16 protein-coding genes and 1 pseudogene are annotated in these 18,005 nt (G+C 66.6%); 6 read left to right on the forward strand and 11 right to left on the reverse strand.

Going from position 1 to position 18,005, the window contains the following annotated elements:
* Nucleotides 1-65: 65 nt before the first annotated feature.
* Entirely contained in the window at nucleotides 66-1,043 is a 978-nt protein-coding gene (locus VF194_RS06160; RefSeq protein WP_330889083.1) for a CoA ester lyase, read from the forward strand.
* A 3-nt stretch (nucleotides 1,044-1,046) separates the two neighbouring features.
* On the opposite strand, the gene VF194_RS06165 is transcribed toward VF194_RS06160, so the two are convergent.
* From VF194_RS06165 to VF194_RS06175, 3 genes are read right to left on the reverse strand one after another with little or no spacing between them, the layout of a single operon-like run.
* On the reverse strand, nucleotides 1,047-2,999 hold the full coding sequence (locus VF194_RS06165; RefSeq protein ID WP_330889085.1) for a nucleoside-diphosphate sugar epimerase/dehydratase: 1,953 nt from the start codon (nucleotides 2,997-2,999) through the stop codon (nucleotides 1,047-1,049).
* A 48-nt stretch (nucleotides 3,000-3,047) separates the two neighbouring features.
* Nucleotides 3,048-4,070, reverse strand: a complete 1,023-nt coding sequence (locus VF194_RS06170; protein WP_330889087.1) for a glycosyltransferase family 4 protein — start codon at nucleotides 4,068-4,070, stop codon at nucleotides 3,048-3,050.
* Nucleotides 4,067-5,212 carry a glycosyltransferase family 4 protein gene (locus tag VF194_RS06175; RefSeq protein ID WP_330889089.1) on the reverse strand — a complete coding sequence of 382 codons (1,146 nt, stop codon included), beginning with the start codon at nucleotides 5,210-5,212 and terminating at the stop codon, nucleotides 4,067-4,069. The genes VF194_RS06170 and VF194_RS06175 overlap by 4 nt, the downstream gene beginning before the upstream one ends.
* 126 nt (nucleotides 5,213-5,338) lie before the next feature.
* Between VF194_RS06175 and VF194_RS06180 the strand changes: the two genes are divergently transcribed.
* The gene (locus tag VF194_RS06180) at nucleotides 5,339-6,631 is read left to right on the forward strand and encodes a nucleotide sugar dehydrogenase (protein ID WP_330889091.1); all 1,293 of its coding nucleotides are present in this window, start codon (nucleotides 5,339-5,341) and stop codon (nucleotides 6,629-6,631) included.
* Between the two features lie 62 nt (nucleotides 6,632-6,693).
* On the forward strand, nucleotides 6,694-7,848 hold the full coding sequence (locus tag VF194_RS06185; RefSeq protein ID WP_330889094.1) for a GTP-binding protein: 1,155 nt from the start codon (nucleotides 6,694-6,696) through the stop codon (nucleotides 7,846-7,848).
* Nucleotides 7,849-8,078: 230 nt separating this feature from the next.
* On the opposite strand, the gene VF194_RS06190 is transcribed toward VF194_RS06185, so the two are convergent.
* Nucleotides 8,079-9,116 carry an asparaginase gene (locus VF194_RS06190; protein WP_330889096.1) on the reverse strand — a complete coding sequence of 346 codons (1,038 nt, stop codon included), beginning with the start codon at nucleotides 9,114-9,116 and terminating at the stop codon, nucleotides 8,079-8,081.
* A 71-nt stretch (nucleotides 9,117-9,187) separates the two neighbouring features.
* Between VF194_RS06190 and VF194_RS06195 the strand changes: the two genes are divergently transcribed.
* Together VF194_RS06195 and VF194_RS06200 are read left to right on the forward strand one after the other, a co-directional pair.
* The gene (locus tag VF194_RS06195) at nucleotides 9,188-9,706 is read left to right on the forward strand and encodes an RNA methyltransferase (protein ID WP_330889098.1); all 519 of its coding nucleotides are present in this window, start codon (nucleotides 9,188-9,190) and stop codon (nucleotides 9,704-9,706) included.
* Nucleotides 9,707-9,919: 213 nt separating this feature from the next.
* Nucleotides 9,920-11,455, forward strand: a complete 1,536-nt coding sequence (locus VF194_RS06200) for a hypothetical protein (RefSeq protein WP_330889100.1) — start codon at nucleotides 9,920-9,922, stop codon at nucleotides 11,453-11,455.
* Nucleotides 11,456-11,685: 230 nt separating this feature from the next.
* Here VF194_RS06200 and VF194_RS06205 read toward each other — a convergent pair whose 3' ends face one another.
* The 6 genes from VF194_RS06205 to VF194_RS06230 form a co-directional block, all read right to left on the reverse strand.
* On the reverse strand, nucleotides 11,686-12,045 hold the full coding sequence (locus tag VF194_RS06205) for a response regulator (protein WP_330889102.1): 360 nt from the start codon (nucleotides 12,043-12,045) through the stop codon (nucleotides 11,686-11,688).
* Between the two features lie 264 nt (nucleotides 12,046-12,309).
* Nucleotides 12,310-13,092, reverse strand: coding sequence for a helix-turn-helix domain-containing protein (locus VF194_RS06210; RefSeq protein ID WP_330889104.1), 783 nt, complete (start codon nucleotides 13,090-13,092; stop codon nucleotides 12,310-12,312).
* A gap of 170 nt (nucleotides 13,093-13,262) precedes the next feature.
* A complete protein-coding gene (locus VF194_RS06215) occupies nucleotides 13,263-13,652 on the reverse strand; it encodes a response regulator transcription factor (RefSeq protein WP_330889106.1) in 390 nt (129 codons plus the stop codon).
* Nucleotides 13,653-13,855: 203 nt separating this feature from the next.
* Nucleotides 13,856-15,385, reverse strand: a complete 1,530-nt coding sequence (locus tag VF194_RS06220) for a DHA2 family efflux MFS transporter permease subunit (protein ID WP_330889108.1) — start codon at nucleotides 15,383-15,385, stop codon at nucleotides 13,856-13,858.
* A gap of 11 nt (nucleotides 15,386-15,396) precedes the next feature.
* A complete protein-coding gene (locus VF194_RS06225) occupies nucleotides 15,397-16,593 on the reverse strand; it encodes an HlyD family secretion protein (protein ID WP_330889110.1) in 1,197 nt (398 codons plus the stop codon).
* Nucleotides 16,586-17,089 (reverse strand): MarR family transcriptional regulator, encoded by a 504-nt coding sequence (locus tag VF194_RS06230; RefSeq protein ID WP_330889112.1) that lies wholly within the window; start codon nucleotides 17,087-17,089, stop codon nucleotides 16,586-16,588. The genes VF194_RS06225 and VF194_RS06230 overlap by 8 nt, the downstream gene beginning before the upstream one ends.
* A 185-nt stretch (nucleotides 17,090-17,274) precedes the next feature.
* Between VF194_RS06230 and VF194_RS06235 the strand changes: the two genes are divergently transcribed.
* The gene (locus VF194_RS06235; RefSeq protein ID WP_330889114.1) at nucleotides 17,275-17,871 is read left to right on the forward strand and encodes a hypothetical protein; all 597 of its coding nucleotides are present in this window, start codon (nucleotides 17,275-17,277) and stop codon (nucleotides 17,869-17,871) included.
* A 9-nt stretch (nucleotides 17,872-17,880) separates the two neighbouring features.
* Here VF194_RS06235 and VF194_RS06240 read toward each other — a convergent pair.
* A pseudogene (locus VF194_RS06240) lies at nucleotides 17,881-18,005 on the reverse strand (IS5/IS1182 family transposase); the annotation flags it as partial.

Consider the following 18,005-nt stretch of genomic DNA (forward strand, 5'->3'; position numbering starts at 1 on the left):
GGCTTGCCAAGCAGCCGCCGCACCGTTAGCAGATGCAGCAAGACCTCAAGGGAGAGTAAAGCGCCATGAGCTTCAAGACGATCACCCCCGCTCCGGCCCGGCTGAACCGCTGTGAACTCGCGGTGCCGGGCAGCAATACGAAGCTGTTCGAAAAAGCCGCCAAGTCGGCCGCCGATGTGATCTTCCTCGATCTCGAAGATGCCGTCGCACCCGACGATAAGCCGCAGGCGCGCAAGAATATCATCCAGGCGCTGCACGAGGTCGACTGGGGCAACAAGACGATGTCGGTGCGCATCAACGGCCTCGATACGCAGTACATGTACCGCGATGTCGTCGAGGTGATCGAAGGCGCCGGCGACAAACTGGACCTCGTTATGGTGCCGAAGGTCGGCACGGCAGCCGACATCTATGCCGTCGACATGCTGCTGACCCAGATCGAGGCGGCAAAGGGATTCAAGAAGCGCATCGGCATCGAGGCGATCATCGAAACCGCCTTGGGCATGCAGAACATCCACGAGATCGCCGCCGCTTCGCCGCGGCTGGAAAGCCTGCATTTCGGCGTCGCCGATTATTCGGCCTCGACGCGGGCGCGCACCACCTCGATCGGCGGCCCCAACCCGCTTTATGGCGTGCTGACCGACAAGGACGGCGACAAGCCGCGCGAGTTCTTCTGGGGCGACATGTGGCATTACGCCATCGCCCGCATGGTGGTGGCGGCCCGCGCCAATGGCTTGCGGCCGATCGACGGGCCGTTCGGCGACTTCGCCGATGCGGAAGGCTACAAGGCGCAGGCCAACCGCGCGGCGATCCTCGGCTGCGAAGGCAAATGGGCGATCCACCCCTCGCAAATCCCGCTCGCCAACGAGGTCTACACGCCGCCCGCGGAAGAGGTGAAGAAGGCGCGCCGCATCCTGGAGGCGATGAAACAGGCGCAGGCGGAAGGCAAGGGCGCCGTCGCGCTGGACGGCAAGCTGATCGACATCGCCTCGATCCGCCAGGCGGAAGGCATCGTCAAGCAGGCCGAACTGATCGCCCGCGGGTGATCTTCACTCGCCGCCGACCGCCGCCACCGATGTGGCGGCGGTCGCCGCCTGCACCGGCATATCCTTGTCCTGACCAAGCGGCGCATGCCGGAATTCCGGCACCAGTATTTTCAGCTGCGCCAGCACGGTCGCGGTATCGCGCGCTGCGGCTGCCTGCGCCAGCACATCCAATGCGGCATTCAGCTCGGCCCGATCCAGCACGCGCGGCGCTGCCAGCAGAATGCCCTCCTGCGAGGTCGGCACCAGCGCCTCGTCATGGTGCAGCACTTCTTCGTACAGCTTCTCGCCAGGCCGCAGGCCGGTGAAGACGATCTTCACATCCACATCGGGCTTCAGGCCGGCCAGACGGATCATCTGGCGCGCCAGATCCTGAATCCGCACCGGCTCGCCCATGTCGAGCACGAATATCTTGCCGCCGCCATTGAGTTCCTCCTGCGGCAGGGCCGCCGCCTGCAGGATGAGTTCGACCGCCTCGCGGGTGGTCATGAAGAAGCGGGTCACGTCGGGATGGGTGACCGTCAGCGGCCCGCCCTGGCTGAGCTGGCGCTGGAACAGCGGCACGACCGAGCCGGACGAGCCGAGCACATTGCCGAACCGCACGGTGACGAAACGCGTGCCGGCCTGCGCCACGTCCAGGCTCTGGCAGATCATTTCCGCGACGCGCTTGGTTGCGCCCATGACATTGGTCGGATTGACCGCCTTGTCGGTCGAGATCAGGACCATGGCCTCGACGCCATGGCGCTGGCAGGCCTCGGCCAGCTCGCGCGTGCCGATCGCGTTGGTCAGCACGCCTTCCTCGGCATTGCCCTCGACCAGCGGCACATGCTTATAGGCGGCTGCATGCAGGACGATCTCGGGCCGGTATTCGCGGAATACCTGTTCGATGCGGTCCCGCGAACGGACATTGGCCAGAACGGCCATGCGCGGCACGGCGGCAAACCGCTCGGCCATCTCCATGTCGATCTGATAAAGCGCATGTTCGCTCTGCTCGAACAGGACGACCAGCGACGGGGCAAGCTCGGCGATCTGGCGCACCAGCTCGGACCCGATGGTGCCGCCGGCACCAGTAACCAGGACGCGGCGGCCGGCAAAGAGTTTTGCCACCGGGGCACGGTTGAGCACGCGCTGCGGCCGGCCAAGCAGATCTTCGACATCGATCGGCCGCAATTGCTGCGCCGTCTCGCCTTCCTTGCGAAACTCGGTCAGGCGCGGCAGGCGCGCCACCGTCAATCCGAGCGGCGTGGCGGCATCCAGCAATTGGCGGATCGCACCGCCGCCCAGGCGCTCATCGGCGACGATGATCCGCCGCGGCCGGTCGAACTCGCGCAAGCCCTGCACGACCGCGGAAATGTCGTGGAGACCGCCGAGGATGCGAACGCCGCGCAGATCGCGGCCCTGCCGGCCCTCGCTGTTGTCGATGATGCCGACCACGCGATAACCGGCCTGGCGGTTGCGTTCCATCTCGCGGATGAAGGCGTCCGCCGCCAGGCCCGAGCCGACCAGCAGGACCGGTACGCGCTTGTCTTCGCCGCGCTTCCACAGCTCGATCAGGCTGCCGTCCTTCCAGCTGCGGTACAGAAGACGGGGCCCGCCCAGCAGCGGCACAAGAATGAAGAATTGCAGCAGCAAGGCGCTGCGGGGATAGCTTTCCAGGCGGGTGACGAAAAACAGCAGCGGCAGGAAAATCAGCAATGCCAATGCACTGGCCCGCATGATGGCCAGCATGTCGCGCACGGACGCGAAATGCCAGATGCCGCGATAGAGGCCGGAATAGCGGAAGACCACCGCCGCGACGGCGGCGAAAATGACCATCGCTTCCCAATAGGTGGACAGCGTCCAGGGCAGATCGGCCAGCCAATAGCGCAGGCCGAGCGCCAACTGGAAGGATACCGCCGCCATGACGATGTCGTGCAGCGCCACCAGCACGATGCGGCGGTTGAGGCGAGCGAAAGGCATGGCGGGCTTCAGCGTCGGCACGGTGCGTCCGGTGGTTGTGGGGCGACGCTATAGTACTGGCTTTGCGGGCTGAGCGAAATGCCTGCACAGCAGAATGGTCAGGCCGGCGGCAACCGTCACCGCCAAGCCGTTCAGGGGCCAGCCTGCGCTGGAGACCAGCGCCAATCCGATCAGCGCGACATTCAGGGCTGCGATGCGGCGCGTGACCGAGACATGATCGCCAAATCGGCGGGCCGCCTGCTGATAGAAATGGCTGCGATGCGCCTCCCAGATCTTCTCCCGCCGCAGCAGACGGCGCAGCAGCGTGATGCTGGCATCGAGCCAGTAATACATCGGCACTATCAGCGCCGCCGCCCATTGGCCCTGAAGCGCCGCATCGAGCAGCAGCCAGCCGAGCAGGAAGCCCGCCGGCACGCTGCCGACATCGCCGAGAAAGACCCTGGCGCGGTTCCAGTTCCACGGCAGGAAACCGAGCCCCGCAGCCGCCAGGATGAGCGCCAGGCCGCCGCTGCTGTCCGCGTCTCCCGCTATCGCATGCAGGGCGGCGATGCCGATGCCGATGGATGCCATCTCGGTGCCGCTGATGCCGTTGATCCCGTCCATGAAGTTGAAAAGATTCGTGAACCACAGCCAGGCGAAGAAGCAGACGATCCGCTCCAGCCAGAGCGGCATCCAGCCGCCGGCGATGCGCGCCTCGGCCGGCAGCAGAGCCAGGACGATGCCGATGACCAGGGCCTGCGCCGCCAGCCGCAGCCGCGCCGGCAGGCCGCCGGCACGGCGATCGTCGAGCCACGAAATCGCCGCGAGCGCCAGCGCCCCGAGCAGCGCAACGGCCGCGACCGCGTCCTGCAGCAGACCGAGCCAGACGGCGGCGGCGGCAACGATGCCGGCCATGACCGCGATGCCGCCACCCCGCGGAGTGGCTTCGGCATGGCTGGAGCGGGCATTCGGCACATCCCACACCGCCCGGCGCTTCAACCAGGCGATCAGCGGCCGCATCGCCAGCGCAACAATCAGTCCGGCCAGCGCGGCAAGTGCAATAGCCCACGCCCAGTAAGCCAAGCCGGTCATGGCTCCTGCCCCAGCACATGCCGGTAAGCCGCCAGACTTTGCGTCACGAAATGCTCAACCGAGAATTCGGCCTCGGCCTTGGCCCGGCCGGCGGCGGCCAGCCGGCGGCGGAGATCGGCATCCTCAAGCAACCGGCCTATGGCAGACGTCGTCGCTGCGGCATCACGTGCCGGCACCAGCAGGCCATTTTCCTCATGGCGCACCACCTCGCGGCATCCCGGAGCATCGGCGGTGACGATGGCCCGCCCCACCGCACAGGCCTCGATCAGGTTGCGCGGCACGCCTTCTCCATAGAAGGATGGCATCGCGATCACGTGGGCTTTGGCCAGCGTATCCGGCATGTCATCGGAGAAGCCCCAATACTCGACCAGCCCGCGCGCCACCCAATCGTCCAATGCGTCTTGACCGATATCGGAGGGGCTGAGCGGATCGCGCCGGCCGACGAGGACAAAACGCGCCGGAATCTGCTTCGATTTGAAATGCTTGGCCGCGGCGACAAATTCATACAGCCCTTTGTCGCCAATCAGCCGCGCCGGAAACATCACGATGGGAGGATGCGCGGCATCGATCGGGGCTTCCGGCCGATTTACGAAACGCTGCATATCGACACCGCAGCCGCGGATCATCATCCAGCGCCCGGGTTGCACCATCCGGCCAGTCTCGAAAACCGCGAGGTCGTCGCCGTTCTGGAAGATCGCCAGGTTGTTCGGGTGGGCGAGTGCGATCCTATACAGGCGTTCGAGGATACTGCGCAGCAACCCGCCACCTTCATTGCGGCGGACAAATCCCAGGCCGGTAATGGCATGTATCACGGCGGGCACGCCGGTCAGCCGCGCCGCCATGCCGCCCCAGATCATCGGCTTGATCGAAACCAGATGCAGCAGGTCCGGCCGCAGCCGCAGGAACAGGACTGCCAGAGCGCCGAGCAACCGCAAATCCGCGAACGGGCTGCGGCTGCCGCGGGCGAGCGGAATGGGATGGAACTGGAAGCCCTGGGCCGCAAGCCTTGCGGCGATCGCCGGATCGGCCGGCGCCGCCACATGCACCTCCCAGCCGCGCTGCTGCATCGCCAGCCCCACGGGCAGCCTATGGGTGGTGAAAAACAGCGCTTCCTGGACGACGATCAAGAGCCGGCGGGACATGGACGGGCTCTATCCCGCCCGGACAGGCGGGTCAAGCGAAGGCGGCGGCCGGCCGCCCTTTATTGACAGGCGGCGGCGTGCGGGCTACCCCCTGCCCCTTGAGCTTTCCTGCCGAGAGACCCCGCCTTGTCCGTTTTCCGCCCTTCCCCCGATTCGATCGCCGTCGTCGGTCTCGGCTATGTCGGCCTGCCGCTGGCCCTGGCGCTGGCCAGGCATGGCCCGGTGCTGGGCTTCGATATCGACAAAGGCCGCATCGCCGAACTGCGCGAGGGGCATGACCGCACCCGCGAGGCCGATTCGGCCGCGCTGCGCGCCTCGACCCTGCACCTGAGCCATGAGCCGGCCGATCTGGCCGGACACGGCGTCTATATCGTCACCGTGCCGACCCCGGTGGACGCCAGGAACCAGCCCGATCTCGGCCCGGTCCGCTCGGCCTCCAGGAGCGTCGGCCAGGCCCTGCGGCACAATGCCGTGCCGGGCGCCATCGTCGTCTTCGAGAGCACGGTCTATCCCGGCGTCACCGAGGAGATCTGCGGCCCGATCATCGCCGCCGAGTCCGGCCTGGTCTGCGGCCGCGACTTCTTCCTCGGCTATTCGCCCGAGCGCATCAATCCCGGCGACAGGGTGCATACGGTCGACAGGATCGCCAAGGTCGTCTCCGGCCAGACGCCGGCGGTGGCCGAAAAGCTCGCCGCGCTCTATGGCCGGGTGACCAGCGGCGGGATTCACCTGGCGCCCAGCATCAAGACGGCGGAAGCCGCCAAGGTGATCGAGAATGCCCAGCGCGACATCAACATCGCCTTCGTCAACGAGATCGCCATGATCTTCGGCAAACTGGGCATTTCCACCCATGACGTGCTGGAGGCGGCCGGCACCAAGTGGAATTTCCTCAAATTCCAGCCCGGCCTGGTCGGCGGCCATTGCATCGGCGTCGATCCGTATTACCTGGCCCACCGGGCCGAGCAGCTCGGCCATCATGCCCGCATCATCCTCTCGGGCCGGGCGATCAACGACGGCATGAGCCGCTATATCGCCGAGGCGGTCTCGGCCCGCATCCCGGCGCAGGGCACGGTGCTGGTGCTGGGTCTCACCTTCAAGGAAGACGTCCCCGACCTGCGCAATTCCAAGGTCGCCGACCTGATCGCGCATCTCAGGCAGCTCGGCCATGGCGTCAGCGTGCACGATCCGCTCGCCGATCCGAACGAGGCGCAGCATGAATACGGCGTCATGCTGAGCCCGCGGCTGGACGAGCTCGGCGGTTTCGACGCCATCCTGGCCGCCGTGCCGCATCAGGCCTATTGCCAGCTCTCCCCCGCCGCCCTGGCCGGCATGCTGAAGCCCGGCGGCCTCATCGCCGACATCAAGGGTATCTGGCGCCGCGCCGCGCTCCCCCAAGCCGTCAAATACTGGACGTTGTAAAACCGGCGGAGACTGGATTTTCCCCGCCGCCCGCACGACATTAGTGGCGTGAGGAGTTTTCCATGTCCGAACAGGTCGATACCCGCATCCCGGTTTCCGTCATCACCGGCTTCCTCGGCTCCGGCAAGAGCACGCTGCTCAACCGCCTGCTGCGCCATCCCGACATGGGCGAGACGGCCATCATCGTCAACGAATTCGGCGAGATCGGCCTGGACCACGCCCTGATCGCCTCCTCCAGCGAGGATACCGTGCTGCTCAGCTCGGGCTGCCTGTGCTGCACCGTGCGCGGCGACCTGGTGAAGACCTTCCACGACCTGATGAGCAGGCGCGACCGCGGCGAGGTGAGGCCCTTCCGCCGCATCGTCATCGAGACCACCGGCCTGGCCGATCCCGCGCCGGTGCTGCATACGCTGATGACCGATCCGGCGGTGGCCGAGCGCTGCCGGCTGGAAAGCGTGATCGCGCTCGTCGATGCGGTCAATGGCGAGGCCACGCTGAACAACCACAAGGAAGCGGTGAAGCAGGCCGCCGTCGCCGACCGGCTGGTGCTGAGCAAGGTCGATGTGGCCGACCAGAAGGCGGTGCAGCAGCTGCGCCATCGCCTGCAGCATCTCAATCCCGGCGCGCCGACCTTCACGGCGGTCAACGGCGATCTGGCACCGAACCAGCTGTTCAATGCCGGACTTTACGATCCGGCCAGGAAGACCTTCGACGTGCAGAACTGGCTGCGCGCCGAGGCCTATGACGAAGGCCATCATCACCACGATCACGAGCATCACGGTCACGAGCATCACCATGGCCACGACCATGATCATCACCATGGCGCCGGCGAGGGCCAGGATCCGCATGACGTGAATCGCCATGACGCCTCGATCACCGCCTTCTGCCTGACCTATGACGAGCCGTTCGACTGGAACACGCTGGCGACCTGGCTGGACCTGCTGGCCGCCTATCGCGGCGACAATCTTTTGCGGGTGAAGGGCCTGGTGAATGTCGTCGGCGTCGACCGGCCGGTGGTGGTGCATGGCGTGCAGCATCTCTTCCACCCGCCGGCGACCATCCCCGCCTGGCCCGACGAGGACCGGCGCAGCAAGATCGTCTTCATCACCCGCGATCTGCCCAAGCCGGTGATCGAGCAGACCCTGGCGGCCCTGCGCCAGGCCGAGCCGCAACAGGGCCAGACGCAGCAAGGCCAGAGCCCGGCCGCCTCGGCCTGACCGCACCGCCCATGGCCCCTCGGGACAAGCCCGAGGGTGACGATCTGTGTGAACGGGCCCGGCCTTGACCGCTGTCTCGTCATTCCGGGCAAGCGGCGCGGTTCCGCCGCGAGACCCGGAATCCCATTTCAGGACGACGGCTGAATACTCGAGTAATCATCCTGCACGATATCCGACAGCGGCTCCGTCGCGCGGCGGACCGCCGTCCACATCCTTTCGACTGCCGTCGCTCAGAATGCCGGCGGGGCGAGGCCGATATCGCCGACATGCAGGCCGCGCCAGTTGTTCAGCGGCTGCTCGACCAGCGGCCGGATCGCCTCGCGGCCCTCGTCGTCCAGCAGCTTCAGATGCTCGAGCAGGCCGCCCAGGGCGGTCTGCGCCGCGCGCGCCGTGCCATCGAGGACCTTCAGCGCGATGCCGAGGCCAAGCTCGGCCGAAGCCGCGGTGTAGACGCCCTCGGCGCCGGTCTTGGCGATGAATTTCTGCTTGCCGGCCTGCATCACCGCGGTGCAGAAGCGGCCGGTGCCGGCCACGAAGAACGGCTCGGCCATCACCGCGGCGGCGATCCGTTTCGCCGCCGCCGCGCGCTGCGGCGCCAGCCCCTGCCCGGTGATGAAGCGCGCGAAGCCATGCGCCAGAGCCCGGAGCGGTAGCGCCATGGTCGGCATCGAGCAGCCATCGGTGGCGAACATCTCGGGCGCGAGCTTGACCTTGCAGACATCCTCGATCGCCGCCGTCACCCGGCGCTGCACCGGATGATCGGGTTTCACATAGCCGCGGATATCCTCGCCCAGATGGGTGGCGACGCTGACCATGCCGGCATGCTTGCCCGAGCAGTTGTTGTGCAGGTTGCTGGGCGATTGCCGATCGCGCGCCAGTTGCCGCGCGGTTTCTTCGTGATAGGGCCAATGCGCGCCGCATTCGAGATCGTCCGGCTTGCGCCCGATCCGCTGCAGCCAGAGCGCGACGGTGTCGGTATGACGCGTCTCGCCGCCATGGCTGGCGCAGGCCATGGCGATTTCCGCCTGGCTCAGGCGAAAGGCATCCGCCGCGCCGCTCTCGATCAGCGGCAGCGCCTGCAGGGCCTTGTTGGAGGAACGCGGAAAAATCGCCGTTTCGACATCGCCCCAGCCGGCCACCAGGCCGCCATCGGCATCGACGATGGCGGCAATGACCGGATGGCGGCTTTCCACTTGCGCGCCACGCTTGACCTCGACGATAAAGGGCCGCGCGCCGGGGGATGGCAGCGGACCGAAGGGGCGGCTCATGCGAGACTCTCCTGCTGGTGTTCTGCGCTTAGACGGTTCTGCGCTTATACAATGACGAGGCGGGAGTATCCATGCGCGGCTATTTCGGAATCGGCGTCGAACGCCTGAGCAAGCCGATGAATGCCGGCAACCTGTTCCGCACCGCGCATGCCTTCGGCGGCAGCTTCGTCTTCACCATCGGCGCCACCTACTCGGTCAATGCCGCGCGTTCCGATACCAGCCGCACGCCCGAGAACCTGCCCTGGTACGACTACCCCTCGGCGGCCGAGCTCAATCTGCCGCAGGATTGCCAGCTGGTCGGCATCGAGCTGCTGGACGAGGCGATCGAGCTGCCCCGCTTCCGCCACCCGCTGCGCGCGGCCTATGTACTGGGGCCGGAGATGGGCAGCCTGAGCCCGGAACTGGTGGCGCGCTGCCAGCATGTGCTCAAGATCCCGACCAGCTTCTGCGTCAACGTCGCCGTGGCCGGCGCGATCGTCATGTACGATAGGCTGATCACCCTGGGGAAATTCGGCGAGCGGCCGCTCTCGCCTCTGGCCAAGGGGACCGGGCCGAGCAATCCCGGCGGCCGGCAGGGCAAGCGGTTGTAAGGCAAACGGCTGTAGGCAAACGGCCCAGGGCAACCGCCGTCAGCAAGCTGCGCGCGAGATGGCATCACAGGCACCCTCGCATTACGGGAATCCGTCCTGCGCGGCAGGCCTGCAAATATTTCTTTTTTGCCTGCCACCTGCCATAGTGACCGGGGGCGTAGCCCCTAACAGCGCGGGTGGTAAGGCGCGAAAGGGCGCGGCAGAAGGCCATTAATGAACGCACCGTCGGGGGTCCAGGAACTTTCGGGAGGCGTCGTCCTGTGTCAGGACGCCCATGCCCTCTCCGAGCGGCGCGCCCGCAACATGATCGCGCGGGTCTGCCGCGATTACCTGGACGAGAATATCCTGGTTCCCATCGAGCTGCTGCATCACTCGGCGCATGCCAAGGTGATCAACAACGCCGAGAACCTGCTGGCCGCCCTGGTGCAGAAGGCCGCCATCGCCCAGGCGCAGGCGACGCAGAGCGCCGTGCGCGACAAGGTCAAGAAGCTATATGCGATCACCACGGCGGCGGTCACCCAGGTCGAGGCTTTCGAGAAGAAAATCCCCAGCACGCCGCTGACGCATCGCCTGCTGGCGCAGCTCGTCGCCTCCGATCCGCTCTACGGCGAGCGCATCGCGTTCACCGCGCTGGCGCATCACCTCTATATGAGCAAGAGCTGGACCGAGAAGGCCGACCGCTGCCTCAAGCTGTTCGCCGAATCCGGCCATGACATGGAGCCGTCGGCCGTGCATGTGCTGGACGAGGCCCTGGCCGAGATTCTGCACGCCAAGAGCGCGGTGCCGGAACTGCTCGGCAAGTTCCGCGACGGGCGGCTGCGCATCATGCAGCTCATGTCCCTGCTGGATGCGCGCTATGCCACCGATGAGCATGCGCTGGAAACGGACTTCGCCCGCCGCCTGCACGAGATCACGGCCCGGCATGAAATGCCGGCGCTGCATGAGGCGGTGCTGCTGCTGGTGCGCCGGCTGCTGCTGTCCTCCGTGCCGCTGCTGTCCGAGGAGCCGACCGAGGAATTCGGCGCCACCAAGGACGTCTATGCCATGCTGACGCGCGACCGCGAACTGGCGATCGAGCTGGGCGCGGCGGACCTGTTCGAAAAGCGCATGGTGCGGCTGGTCACCGCCGAGAAGCTCGCCAAGCTGATACCCGGCTATTATTCGGCGCCCAAGCTGATGCAGGGGCTGCAGCTTTTCGAAGAGACCATCGGCGACGGGCCGAAGGAAATCCTGCTCAAATACATCGCCTATCTGTTCGAGCACCGCGACCTGGAAAAGGAATTCGTCGATCCGGCCTACAGCCAGGAAGAGAAGGTCGAGATCGCCCATGAACTGCGCAAGAAGGTGGTGTCGTCCGGGCTGTCGGACCATCGCCGCGAGCAGTTCCTCGGCATCCTCGATCCGTTGATCCAGCGCATCCAGAGCGGCGGCGAGCAGCGCCGTTCGGCACGCACGCAATGCGGCCCGGAAGATCATGTCGTGCTGGAAGGCACGCGCATTCCGCTGAAGAACTGGAGCGCCATCGGGCTTCTGTTCGGCCCGATCACCGGCAGCTTCCTCGACGGCGAGATACTGAAGCTGACCGTGCGCATCAAGAACCCGAAGCTGCAGATCACCTTCGACGCCGAAGGCGAAGTCGTGCGCTATACCGACGAGGGCTTCGTGGCGATGAAATACCGCTGCCTGGATGCGCAGCTGGCCAAGAAAGTGGCGCTGTATTTCGACCCGCTGGCCGCCTCCAAGGGATGAGACCAGGGCGCGGCAAAGCGCGCCGCCGGGCCGCCTGCGTCAGAAGATCGCCTTGAACAGGCCGAGCACCACCGCCAGTCCGATCAGGAAAATGATCACGACGGCCCATCCGATGACTTTGAGCATCCGGCCTCCTTTCGGCGATTTCCCGTACTGAAACCGCCGGCGGCTGCCGCTTGTTCCCCGAAGGCCGGTTCCGGGACGCGGCCGCCGCGCCAGTCCGCGACGCGCTAGTGCGCGACTCTGGCGACCACGTCGAGCAGCTCCTGCTTGCGGAAGGGCTTGGCCAGCGTGGCCAGCGCGCCGAATTCCCGGGCCATGCCGAGGAAATCGAACTGGCCATGGCCGCCGCCGGAAATCGCGATGATCCTCACATCGGGCCGCAGGCGATGCAGCGTGCGGATGGTTTCGATCCCCTCCTGGTTGGGCATGATGATGTCGGTGATCACAAGCTCCGGCTGATGCCGCTCGAACAGTTCCATGCCGATGCGCCCGTCGGCCGCCTCGATCACCTCATGGCCGGCTCCCCGCAGGATGGTGGCGATCAGCGCGCGCATGGCGGCTTCGTCGTCGATGACCAGAGCCTTCATGAATGCCCCCTTCCTGTCCCGCGCAAGTCCCTGTGCGGATTGCACTCCTGGTACGGAGCAACGATTTAAATCTAAAATAGAAAATCGCGCGTGAAAACTTCATATTTATAATCCAAAAGTAGAAACCATCGCATGACGCCGACTAGGACCCGCGCGACAAAAAAGCCCGGCCATGCGGCCGGGCGAGAAATCCGCGTGACAGGGAGGAAACGCTGACGGGGGAAAGCGGCGTGAAGCTCTGGTGCGAACTCCGGCGCGAAGCCGTCAGGCGGTCTCGATCTCGCACATCTCTTCGAGCAGGTCGCGGCGCAGCAGGACGAGATTCTGCGCGCCTTCCAGCCTGATGACGCGCTGGGCCCGCAGCCTGCTGATCAGGCGGCTGACCGTTTCGATCGTCAGGCCGAGATAATCTGCGATATCCTGGCGGCACATCGGCAGATGCACTGTCATGATCGCGCCGGCGGCGGCATCTTCCGGCTGGCTGCCCTGGCGCTCGGCCATGGCCAGCAGGAAGCTCGCCATCCGCTCGGCGGCCGATTTGCGCCCCAGCAACAGCAGGCGGTCCTGCACCGCCGTCATCTCGCCGCAGATCAGCGTCAGCAGCGTGTGCATCAGCCTGGTGTCGCCGCGCAGCAGCGTCTGGAAGCGGCGGCGCGGATAGCGCAGCAGCGTAGCGTCGGAGACGGCTTCGACCGTGAAGGAATATTCCTCGCGCTCGCTCAGGCCGACGAAGTCGCCCGGCTGCAGGAATTTGGTGATGCAGCGGCGGCCATCGGCCAGAACCTTGACGCTGCGCAGGGTGCCGCGCACGACGCGGAAGACGTGATCGGCGGCATCGCCCTCTTCGAGCAGGCTGGCATCGCGGCCGATGCGGATCATGGTGGCGATCTGCTGCAGCGCTGCGGCCAGGCCGGCATCGCTGCTGACCGGCGCGTGATCGGGGATGCGGGCCGCCGCCGGCCGGGCCATGGCGGCCGGCGGCGAGGGAATGGGGCGCAGCGCAGAAAAGGGCTTGGTCGTTGCGGTATCTGCCAGGTCCGGTGCCATGTCTGTCGCTCCTCGGCGTGCGCTGCGTATCGATGGCGGCAAGCTACCGGCCGGCTTCGCGGATGGATATTTCGGAATTCTACCTAGGGGATTTTGCGTAGTCGGAGGCGAGGGAAGCCGGTTCCTCGTTCCGTTTTTCGGATTGCGGCGACTCCCGATCGCGGCGGCGCTCAGGCCAGCGCCTTCTCGATCGCGGCGAACAGCGCCGGCGAAGCGACCGGCTTGTCCAGCAGCGGCGCCCCCAGCGCCTGGGCCTGGCTCTGCAGGGCGGCATCGCCGCGGCCGGTGATCAGGATGACCGGCGTTCTGTCGCCGCGCCGGCGCAGCAGCGTCAGCAATTCCATGCCGGTCATGTCGGGCATGTGGATGTCGAGCAGCAGGCAGGCGATGCCGCCCCGGCCCCCGGCTTTGCCGCTGGCTTCGGTGTCGAGAAATTCCCGGCCCGAGCCAAAATCGATCACGGCGTAATGCCGGGTTTCGAGCAGGGCCTTGAGCGAATCGCGAACCAGCTCGTCATCATCGATGACGCCGATGACCGCCTTGGGTGAAGACACGTCCATGAACCAACCGCCTATGCCGTTCGGCGCATCCTGCGCCATAGGCGCTCTGCGGCGCCTCGCCTGCTTCCCCTGCCCGAACAGGGAAAATAGGATCTGGCGGGGGAAAGCGTAAGTAAGGGAATGTACCTAAGCGAGCGGCCGGGCCGCCCCGCTCCGCCCCCCACTTCCTCCCGTTTCGCCTCCGGGCCCCGCCTGGCGAAGGATCAGTCCGGCACCAGGTCCGGGGCGGCGTCGGCGCTGCGCCTGGCCCGGCGCAGCATCAGCACCAGCGGCACGGCGGCCACCGCCACGTACATCATCAGCTTGAAGTCGTCGACATAGGCCACGATGGTCGCCTGCCGGGTGATCTCGCCGTTCAGCGCCATCCGGCCCGCCGCCGTGTTCAGGTTCCAGAGCAGCGCCGCCCCGCCCTGGCGCAGCGCCTGGTTGAAGGGCGTGACATGCTCGGCCAGGGCCGCATGCATGATCTGGGTGTTGCGGCTCAGCAGGAAGATGACGATGGAGATGCCGATGCTGGAGCCGATGTTGCGCATCAGGCTGAACAGCGCCGTGCCCTGGGTGCGCAGATGCGGCGCCAGCGTGGCGAAGGTGATGGTCGACAGCGGCACGAACATGAAGCCGAGGCCGAGGCCCTGGGTGATGCCGGTGCGCACGATATCGGCCTCGGAGACATCCGGCGTCCAGCCGGTCATCTCCCACAGCGCGACGAAGGTCAGCGCCAGGCCGAACAGCAGCAGATAGCGCGGGTCCATCCGGTTGATCAGGCGCCCGACGATCATCATCGCCACCATGGTGCCGACGCCGCGCGGCGCCAGCAGCACGCCGGCGGTGACGACGGGGAAATTCATCAGGTTCTGCAGATAGGGCGTCAGCAGCGCCAGCGTCGCCAGCAGGATGACGCCGAGCATGAAGATGCAGACCAGGCCGAGGCTGAAATTGCGGTCCTTGAAGATCTGCGGATCGATGAAGGGCCGCCGGGCGGTCAGCGTATGCACGACGAAGAGGTAGAAGGCGAGCGCGGAAGCGGTCGCCTCGACGACGATCTCGGTGGAGGAGAACCAGTCGACCTGCTCGCCGCGGTCCAGCATGAGCTGCAGCGCGCCGATGGCGATGCCGAGCGTGAGGAAGCCGAACCAGTCGAGGCCGAATTTCAGCTTCCGCGATTCCGACAGGAAGGCGGACAGGCCGAGGAAGGTCAGCAGCCCGACCGGCACGTTGATGTAGAAGACCCAGCGCCAGTTGTAGGACTCGGTCAGCCAGCCGCCGAGCGTCGGGCCGAGGATGGGCCCGACCATGACGCCGACGCCCCACATCGCCATGGCCGAGCCATGCTTCTCGCGCGGGTAGCTGTCGAGCAGAACCGCCTGCGACATCGGCACCAGCGGCGCGCCGAAGACGCCCTGGGCCAGGCGGAACAGCACCATCTCGGGCAGCGAGGTGGCCAGGCCGCAAAGCACGGAGGCGATGGTGAAGCCGGCGACGGCGGTCAGAAACAGCGTCTTGCGGCCGAAGCGCGCCGCCAGAAAGCCGGTCACCGGCGTGACGATGGCGGCGGCGACGATGTAGGAGGTCAGCACCCAGTTGATCTGGTCCTGCGTCGCCGACAGGTTGCCCTGCATGTAGGGCAGCGCGACATTGGCGATCGTGGTGTCCAGCGCCTGCATGATGGTGGCCAGCATCACGCAGACGGTGAGGATGCCGCGGCGCGGAACGGCCTCGTCGGCCTCAGCCATCGCGCTCCGCCTCAGCCGAGGCCGAGCAGGCCGAGCAGGCCGCTGAACAGGCTGCCCAGGCTGCGGCTATGGCCGGTATCGATCTCCACATTGGCGCTCATGCCGGCGCGCAGCGGCGGCGCGCCGGGCTGCGGCTCGAGCCGCAGCTGCACCGGCACGCGCTGCACCACCTTGACCCAGTTGCCCGAGGCATTCTGCGCCGGCAGGACCGAGAATTCCGCGCCGGTCGCCGGATCGATGTGATCGACCACCGCCGGCCATTCCCGGCCGGGATAGGAATCGATGGTCACCACCGCGCGGTCGCCGGCGGAAAGATAGGTCAGGTCCGTCTCCTTCGGACTGGCCTCGACCCAGACATGCTCGGTGCTGACCAGGTTGAAGGCGGTCTGCGCCGCCGGCAGATAGGCGCCGACCTGCAGCGCATCGACATTGGTCACCACGCCGGCGGTCGGCGCGCTAACCACGGTATGCCGCAGATTGCGGCGCGCCTGATCGACCTGCGCCTTGGCCTGCAGATAGCGCGGATTGCTTTCGATTGGCGCATCGGCATCGCCGCCGAGCTGCGCCAGCGTCGCTTCCGCCTGATGCTGCGCCACGATCAGGCGCTCGCGCGCGGCATCGAGGTCGCGCTTGGCCTGGTCATAGACCGATTGCGAGACGACGCCGCGGCGCAGCAGATCCTGCTGGCGGCGGAAATTCGTTTCGTAGAAGGCGGTATCGGTGCGCGCCTGCTGCACCTGCGCCTGCATCTGGCGATAGGTCGCCTGCAGGGTGGCGATCTCGTTGCGCACATTGCCGAGCTGCGCCTCGGCGCCGGCCAGGGCGATGCGGTAGGGTTCGTCATCGAGCCTGAACAGCACCTGCCCGGCGGCGACGGTCTGATCGTTCTTCACCTCTATCGAGGCGACGATGCCGGAAATGTCGGTGCTGACCGCCAGCTTGTCGGCGCGCACATAGGCATTGTCGGTCGACACGTAGCGGCCGCCGGACAGATAGGCCCAGAGCGCGACGGCGATCACCAGCAGCGGCCCGGCCAGCAGCAGGATCGCCCGCCAGCGCCTGCGCCGGCTGCGCGGCGCCGCCTGTGCGCCGGCCGCGGCATCGCCCGGATTGTCGGCGGTCTTGTCGCGGGCGGTCACCGCCGGGGCGGCGTCATCGCGCACGACGCGGATATTGCTCTCGGCCTTGGCGGCGCGGTTCTCAGCCATGACGCGCCCCCGCCTTGGCCTTGAGCTGCGCCGTGTCCTCGGGCGCGGCGTTGCAGGCGGCAATCAGGTTGCCGCGCATCAGGATCAACAATCTCATCATCATCTCGCGTTCGGAGTCGGTAATGCCGGCAAAGGCCTCGGCCTGGGTGGCGGTGGCGAGATCGCGCATCGTCTCCAGCATCGGATAGGCCTGCGGCTGCAGATACAGAAGCTTGGTGCGCCGGTCCGTCGGATGGGCGCGGCGCTCGACCATGCCGCCCTGCTCCAGCTTGTCGAGGATGCGCCCGACCGTGATCGGCTCCAGCTCGAGAAGATCGGCCAGGCCCGATTGCGGAATGCCCTCGTTGCGGGCCAGGGCGGCCAGGACCTGCCATTGCGCCCGGGTCAGGCCGACGCCGCGGGCGCGCTGCTCGAAACGCTTGCGCAGCAGCCGCGCGGCATCATGCAGCACGAAGCCGAGCGATTGCGGCAGGGCTGGTTTCGGCGGAAATCCCATGAAATCTCTCCCGGAGCTGCCTTAGGCTCGGCAACAATAAGCATGCTTAATATATGCATGCTTCCTTTATTGGCAAGGGCCTCGGCCGCACGGGGGGATTGTCCTCGTTTGGTCACGGCTGCCGGGGTGCGGCTTGGGCAGACTAGCAGGCAGAATTCACTGCCGAGGCAGCGGCCGGAGGTTTCATGCACCAGGGCTACACGCAGCGCAGCGACAAGGCGGACGGCCATGCCGCGCCCGATGCCGGCACCGTCGAGCGCGCGCTCGATCATCTGCGCCAGGCGCGCTCCTTCGCGGAAGCGGTCAGCCTGGATCGCAGGCTGTTCACCGAGCCGGCGGAATTCGATGCCTGGCGCAGCGGCATCGCCGACCTTTATTACATGCTGCTGCAGGTCTGCACCGCCAGCCTCGCACTCGAGCATGGCAGCGAGGTCACGCCGCAGGAATTGATGGCCTATCTCGACGGCGTGCAGGGCGGCAAGCTGGTGAACCGCTTCGTGGCGCCGGAATTCGGCGTCGATGGCACCGCCAGCGCCGGCGTGTCGGTGGAAGAGCTGCGCTACGCGCATCCGATCTCGAAGGCGGTGGTGACCGGCACGCTGCTGCGGCAGATCAAGCAGGCCGCCGAGGGCCTGGCCGGACATGCCGACCGCAGGATCCGCGACGAGGCCACCACGCTGCAGCTCACCGTGCAGTCGCTGGCGCTGATCTTCGCCGATATGGGCGCCGGCCTGCTGATCGCCGCCGGCCTGGGCGACAAGCTCGGGCTGGGGCTGGCCTAGGGTGTGTCGTCAATTGTATGAGAGGATGGCGGCGGCGAGCTTTGTGGCTGCTGCGAAATGGTCGGCTCGTTTGTCGTAGCGGGTGGCGATGGCTCGGAACTGCTTGAGGCGGCAGAAGAAGCGCTCGATGCGGT

This window comes from Ferrovibrio sp., assembly GCF_036381655.1.
GTDB lineage: Bacteria > Pseudomonadota > Alphaproteobacteria > Ferrovibrionales > Ferrovibrionaceae > Ferrovibrio.

What these genes read in the sequence shown, in the direction of transcription:
- VF194_RS06175 (WP_330889089.1), bottom strand. Translation starts at nt 5,212, where the DNA reads ATGTCCCGCCGGCTCTTGATCGTCGTCCAGGAAGCGCTGTTTTTCACC.
- VF194_RS06200 (WP_330889100.1), top strand. Translation starts at nt 9,920, where the DNA reads ATGAACGCACCGTCGGGGGTCCAGGAACTTTCGGGAGGCGTCGTCCTG.
- VF194_RS06230 (WP_330889112.1), bottom strand. Translation starts at nt 17,089, where the DNA reads ATGGGATTTCCGCCGAAACCAGCCCTGCCGCAATCGCTCGGCTTCGTG.
- VF194_RS06160 (WP_330889083.1), top strand. Translation starts at nt 66, where the DNA reads ATGAGCTTCAAGACGATCACCCCCGCTCCGGCCCGGCTGAACCGCTGT.
- VF194_RS06165 (WP_330889085.1), bottom strand. Translation starts at nt 2,999, where the DNA reads ATGCCTTTCGCTCGCCTCAACCGCCGCATCGTGCTGGTGGCGCTGCAC.
- VF194_RS06215 (WP_330889106.1), bottom strand. Translation starts at nt 13,652, where the DNA reads ATGGACGTGTCTTCACCCAAGGCGGTCATCGGCGTCATCGATGATGAC.
- VF194_RS06205 (WP_330889102.1), bottom strand. Translation starts at nt 12,045, where the DNA reads ATGAAGGCTCTGGTCATCGACGACGAAGCCGCCATGCGCGCGCTGATC.
- VF194_RS06170 (WP_330889087.1), bottom strand. Translation starts at nt 4,070, where the DNA reads ATGACCGGCTTGGCTTACTGGGCGTGGGCTATTGCACTTGCCGCGCTG.
- VF194_RS06185 (WP_330889094.1), top strand. Translation starts at nt 6,694, where the DNA reads ATGTCCGAACAGGTCGATACCCGCATCCCGGTTTCCGTCATCACCGGC.
- VF194_RS06225 (WP_330889110.1), bottom strand. Translation starts at nt 16,593, where the DNA reads ATGGCTGAGAACCGCGCCGCCAAGGCCGAGAGCAATATCCGCGTCGTG.
- VF194_RS06210 (WP_330889104.1), bottom strand. Translation starts at nt 13,092, where the DNA reads ATGGCACCGGACCTGGCAGATACCGCAACGACCAAGCCCTTTTCTGCG.
- VF194_RS06190 (WP_330889096.1), bottom strand. Translation starts at nt 9,116, where the DNA reads ATGAGCCGCCCCTTCGGTCCGCTGCCATCCCCCGGCGCGCGGCCCTTT.
- VF194_RS06220 (WP_330889108.1), bottom strand. Translation starts at nt 15,385, where the DNA reads ATGGCTGAGGCCGACGAGGCCGTTCCGCGCCGCGGCATCCTCACCGTC.
- VF194_RS06195 (WP_330889098.1), top strand. Translation starts at nt 9,188, where the DNA reads ATGCGCGGCTATTTCGGAATCGGCGTCGAACGCCTGAGCAAGCCGATG.
- VF194_RS06235 (WP_330889114.1), top strand. Translation starts at nt 17,275, where the DNA reads ATGCACCAGGGCTACACGCAGCGCAGCGACAAGGCGGACGGCCATGCC.